The organism is Zavarzinella formosa DSM 19928 (assembly GCF_000255705.1).
GTDB lineage: Bacteria > Planctomycetota > Planctomycetia > Gemmatales > Gemmataceae > Zavarzinella > Zavarzinella formosa.
Genome location: NZ_JH636445.1, coordinates 519,667 through 522,970, shown reverse-complemented (window position 1 = coordinate 522,970; position 3,304 = coordinate 519,667). Strand labels below are relative to the sequence as shown.

At 59.5% G+C, this 3,304-nt stretch carries 5 protein-coding genes; 2 read left to right on the top strand and 3 right to left on the bottom strand.

The features are described from left to right. Positions 1-330, top strand: a 330-nt coding sequence (locus BGIM_RS0134085) for a transposase (protein ID WP_020474142.1), incomplete at its 5' end; no start/stop codon positions are given. A gap of 92 nt (positions 331-422) precedes the next feature. Here the strand turns inward: BGIM_RS0134085 and BGIM_RS0134080 are convergent. From BGIM_RS0134080 to BGIM_RS0134070, 3 genes are all read right to left on the bottom strand, one after another. Further along, positions 423-776 carry a hypothetical protein gene (locus BGIM_RS0134080; protein ID WP_029631142.1) on the bottom strand — a complete coding sequence of 118 codons (354 nt, stop codon included), beginning with the start codon at positions 774-776 and terminating at the stop codon, positions 423-425. Between the two features lie 41 nt (positions 777-817). After that, positions 818-1,114 (bottom strand): hypothetical protein, encoded by a 297-nt coding sequence (locus tag BGIM_RS0134075; RefSeq protein WP_020474140.1) that lies wholly within the window; start codon positions 1,112-1,114, stop codon positions 818-820. A 308-nt stretch (positions 1,115-1,422) separates the two neighbouring features. Then, a complete protein-coding gene (locus tag BGIM_RS0134070; protein WP_390567985.1) occupies positions 1,423-2,853 on the bottom strand; it encodes a DUF1254 domain-containing protein in 1,431 nt (476 codons plus the stop codon). Between the two features lie 186 nt (positions 2,854-3,039). Here BGIM_RS0134070 and BGIM_RS65115 point away from each other — a divergent pair. Then, positions 3,040-3,304, top strand: a 265-nt coding sequence (locus tag BGIM_RS65115; RefSeq protein ID WP_040891111.1) for a hypothetical protein, incomplete at its 3' end; no start/stop codon positions are given.

Below are 3,304 nucleotides of genomic sequence, written 5' to 3'. Positions count from 1 at the left end.
TTCGAGCAAACGTGGGGCGGCAAATATCCGACCATCGGAAGGCAATGGCGGCTGCACTGGAACGACATCATCGCCATGTTCGAGTTCCCTCCCGCGATCCGCAAGGCGATTTACACGACGAATGCGATTGAGTCGGTGAACAGCGTGATCCGGAAGTTCACGCGGAACCGGAAGCAGTACCCGAACGCGGAGTCGGCGCTGAAACTGGTTTACCTGGCGATCCATGAGGCATCGAAGAAGTGGACGATGCCCATCGTTGGCTGGAAGGCAGCCTTGAACCACTTCGCCGTGATGTTTGAAGGCCGGATGCCCAAGGCCACCGGCCAGTGACTGCAACTACCGTTCCCTACAACCCTGACACAAAAGAAATTACAGGCCCAGCGACCCGGATCACGCGACCTGGTATCGCTTCATCTAAACCGTTATTCCTGTTCCTGCACCTCCTCCAAGACGGCCTGTAGGCGGCGTAGGAACACGCTCCAGTGGTGGCCGATGAGTTGTTCGCGCTGCTCGGTCGCCGCGCCTGCGAGCAGGGCAACGTCCGCTTCGGCAGCACGGTCAGCCTCTGCGCCGACCAGCCCGCATGTCTCGTGATACGCCTTCCGGTCGGCCAATGTCGTCCACCTCCAATCATCGAACCGCTGGCGGACCTCTGCGGCGGCCGCGTCGAACTGTCGCTTGAATTCCGCAGCGCGTGGGTCATCGCACCGGGCAACCACTACGTCGATTACTGCGTCTACCACCTGGGCCAATGGCTTGGGATCGTTCTCGGACACGGACGAAGTTTACAGCATCAAGGGTTCGACACTCAAGCGGCCTACTCCTCAGGCGTGTCCTTCCACGCCTCCAGAATCCAGCGGACCTTCTTGGCCAGCTTGCCCGCGTGGTAGGCGATCAGCGCGGCGTGTTCCTGTTCAAGCTCGTGCTCTTGGTGCTCGAAAGGGCGCTCCTTGATCGTGCGGATGAAGTCCGTCGCCCGGCTCTTGGCAGCCAGGGCCTCGGCAAGCTCGCGGCGGAAGTGCTCCTCAACGCGTTCAAGTTCTTCGCGGAGGTCGTCGGGCAGGACGTGAACGATGGCGGCGCGGTAGGGCTCGGAGGCGGGGGACTCGGGCATGCGCCGAGTGTAGCAGAGCGGCCCAAAGTTACGTCAACGGCTCACAGGGTATCCGCAAGGTAAGCCGTAAAAAGGCATCGAAAACCGCAGAAAACCGTGTAAATCGTGGGGCCAGAAGAGGGCGATGAGTTTCCGCAAATGACTATTTCGCAACGACTTCGGTGATTCGCTCTATCATGTGTATCTGCGGATCGATGTAGGTTGACATAACGTAAATCCTTTTAATACAATATTTTGTGATATAATTTTTGGAGGCAATTGAACGGGATTCGCACCGGCTGACAAGCTTTTTCAGAGCATAGCTTGCATCACTTCACTTCCTCGAAGTCCGGCATCTTGAACGTCTTGTCGTTCAACACTTCTGTCCCGCCATAGAACCGCATGGCAGGCAACGGGCGCTTGCCACACGTGGGAATCCAGTTAGATTCCAATCCTTCAGGTGCCTTGGGGCCGACGTAGAGCGTCGCGCCGCCGTCAGCGTTCTTCTTCATTTTGTCGAGGTCATACGATGAAAGCGTCGTCCGATTCAGATCGCTGTAGATGAAGGAGCAGGTGGCGCGGTCGTACACCGTGAGCGCCCAGAACTGTTTCACCGGCATGTCCTTCGGAACGTCGAGCTTGTAGGTCTTACCCGCCTCCAGCAGTTTCCCGTCCTTGTCCGCCATCGCCATCAGGTATTGAGTGGCGGGCGTGTCGCTAAGAACCTTGGGCATGTAGGTACACCAGAAGTACTCGGCTGCCCGTCCGTCGAGATCGATCCGGTCGTCGTAGGTGAAGGTGAACCGCTTGTTCTTGTCCGTCATCAACAACGAGGCGTAGTGTCGGTCAGGCCAGTAGAACTTGTCGGCCGGCATGTGATCGAACCAGCGCTGGAGATAGAACCAGGCGTCGATCACACCCTGCCGCAGGGCACGCTTGGTCTTCTCGTCTGGTTTGAATGGCTTGCCCCTCTCGACGCCGAGTGAGGCGAGCATGCCGAGCATTACTTTGTCCTGCTCCCGTGCGGGTTCGACGGTCATGATCTCGGCCATGTCTTCAAAGTGACGCTCGTCATAGAAGGGAAGCGACGGATAGCGGTTGTTGATCGGGTCGAAGAACTTCTGTTGCGGCGGGTTGGCGGCCTCGGAAAGATAATACATCCGCAGTTTCTTCGCGTAGGCATACGCATCAGTTGCCGTCTTGCCCGGTTCGCGAACCGAGCGGAACGCCAGCGCGATGCGATAATTCGGCGAATCGACACGGATGTATCCATCGGGCACGGCTTCCTTGTGGCCGGGTGGCACGAAAAGGTATTTTCCTCCTTTGCCTTTGTCGAGTCCGGATGGACCGACGTCCGCAATCGTCAGTTGCCACGCATCGACGACCTGACCGTACAGACTTCCGTCCGCACCGGCAGCCGGAACTTCCAGCACGGCAGGCCCCTTGCGAAGGTCCGTGTAGGCCGCGATGTACGGCGTGGAACTGTTGGCGGTGATCGCTTCGAGCTTCGGCGTGGCCGTCGCGGAGTAAGCGATGATGTCGTTGTCCTTCATGCCCAGTTCATCGAACGCCGCACGGCGAAACGAGTAGATGGCAATCGCCGGCATGTTCCAGAGCACGGCTTCAAACGCGCGGTGCCGCTTGATCTCGTAATCCCAGTCCTTCACTGAAGGAGTGCTTCCTGCCGGAGGTTGCCCCCCAAGAGGTTCGTTCGGCTGACCAGCGCCGACGACAGTAGGCACTGGTGTGTTGGGTTTGATGTCCTGTGCCCAAGTATCGGCCAGACGCCCAGCCCCTACCAGCCAGCCGAACAGGGCTCCGCTCGCAACTTTTGAAGTTGCGCTTTTTGCTGAGGAGAGTGGGCCGGGATAGAAAAACGAGACTCCCCCGGCCGGATCGGTTGGGCCGTGAGGCCGGGTGATCACCAACCGGAAGGAGTCTCGGTCATGATTGTGCAAGAAGGACTCCCCGGAATCAAACAGTTTCTTCGTCCGGCCGGCCTGAGTCCCCGGGCGCTCGGCCTGGTGATTCGTTGCGTGGCGGCGTTTTGTTTGCATTGGGGGCGCATGAGCGCCTCGCAAGCCTCGGGGTCGGTGGCCTCGGAGCCGCGTCATCGCGCCCAGATCAGCCGGTTTCTCGGCCGCAAGGGCCTTCGCCAACGGCCGCCGCTGGCTCTGGTGCGGGACCGGATGCTGGCGTTGGAGCCGGCGG